General features: G+C 68.3%; 1 protein-coding gene. It reads left to right on the forward strand.

Annotation, left to right across the window (positions count from 1 at the left end):
• Nucleotides 1–125 precede the first annotated feature (125 nt).
• Nucleotides 126–1,217: an IS630 family transposase gene (locus tag DQ384_RS40180; protein WP_245967106.1), complete on the forward strand. Its 1,092-nt coding sequence runs from the start codon at nucleotides 126–128 to the stop codon at nucleotides 1,215–1,217.
• Nucleotides 1,218–1,258 lie beyond the last annotated feature (41 nt).

Raw genomic sequence — 1,258 nt, forward strand, 5'->3', positions numbered from 1 at the left:
CTAGTGCTGTGACCGGAAACGATCACCGGGTTCGCGTGTAGTCCGTCGCACCGATTGGATGTGCCGTACACGTCCGATCGGCGCGAGGAGGCGCGGTGGCAGAACCGGTCAGGGTGCGAAGACTTATGGATCAGGAAGGGCAGAAGCTGCAGCGGATCGTCCGCCGCGGCAGCACGAGTTCAGTGCGGTATCGGCGGGCGATGATCCTGCTGGCCTCGGCCGGGGGTAACACCGTCCCGGTGATCGCCCGCCTGGTGCAGGCCGATGAGGACACCGTCCGCGATGTCATTCACCGCTTCAACCAGATCGGGCTGGCCTGCCTGGACCCTCGGTGGGCGGGAGGCCGTCCCCGCCTGCTCAGTGACGGCGAAGAGGACTTCGTCGTCCAGACGGCCACCACCCGCCCGACCAGGCTCGGGCAGCCGTTCACCCGCTGGTCCATCCGGAAACTCGCCGCCTACCTGCAGACTCTTCCCCGCCGGGCCATCCGGATCGGCCGGGAGGCGTTACGCGCCCTGCTGGCCCGGCATGGCGTCACCTTCCAACGCACCAAGACCTGGAAGGAGTCACCGGACCCGGACTTCAACGCCAAGCTGGACCGCATCGAGTACGCCTTGACCCAGCGCCCGGAGCGGACCTTCGCCTTGGATGAGTTCGGACCGCTGGGCATCCGCCCCACCGCCGGGTCGGGGTGGGCCGTCCAAGGATGGCCGGACCGGCTGCCGGCCACCTACCACCGCACCCACGGCATCACCTACTTCCACGGCTGCTACTCCGTCGGCGATGACCTGCTGTGGGGGATCAACCGGCGCCGCAAGGGCATCGGCCACACCTGGGCCGCGCTGAAGTCGATCCGCGCGGCCCGCCCCGACGGCGCCCCGATCTACGTGATCCTGGACAACCTGTCAGCCCACAAGAACTGGCGCATCCGCACCTGGGCGAAGAAGAACAAGGTCGAGCTGTGTTTCACCCCGACCTATGCCTCCTGGGCCAACCCGATCGAGGCGCACTTCGGCCCGCTGCGGCAGTTCACCATCGCCAACTCCGACCATGCCAACCACACGGTCCAGACCCGGGCCCTGCACGCCTACCTGCGCTGGCGCAACGCCAACGCCCGTCACCCCGACGTCCTGGCCGCTCAGCGCCGAGAACGCGCCCGCATCCGCAGCGAGAAACGCATCCGCTGGGGCGGCCGACCCCTGTCACCCGCCGCCTGACCAAGACCCAACCCGGTGATCGTTTCCGGTCACAGCACTAG

Source organism: Sphaerisporangium album (assembly GCF_003323745.1).
Lineage (GTDB): Bacteria > Actinomycetota > Actinomycetes > Streptosporangiales > Streptosporangiaceae > Sphaerisporangium > Sphaerisporangium album.

Bases quoted from the DNA above. Each gene is read 5' to 3' on its own strand.
- DQ384_RS40180 (WP_245967106.1), top strand. From the start codon at position 126: ATGGATCAGGAAGGGCAGAAGCTGCAGCGGATCGTCCGCCGCGGCAGC.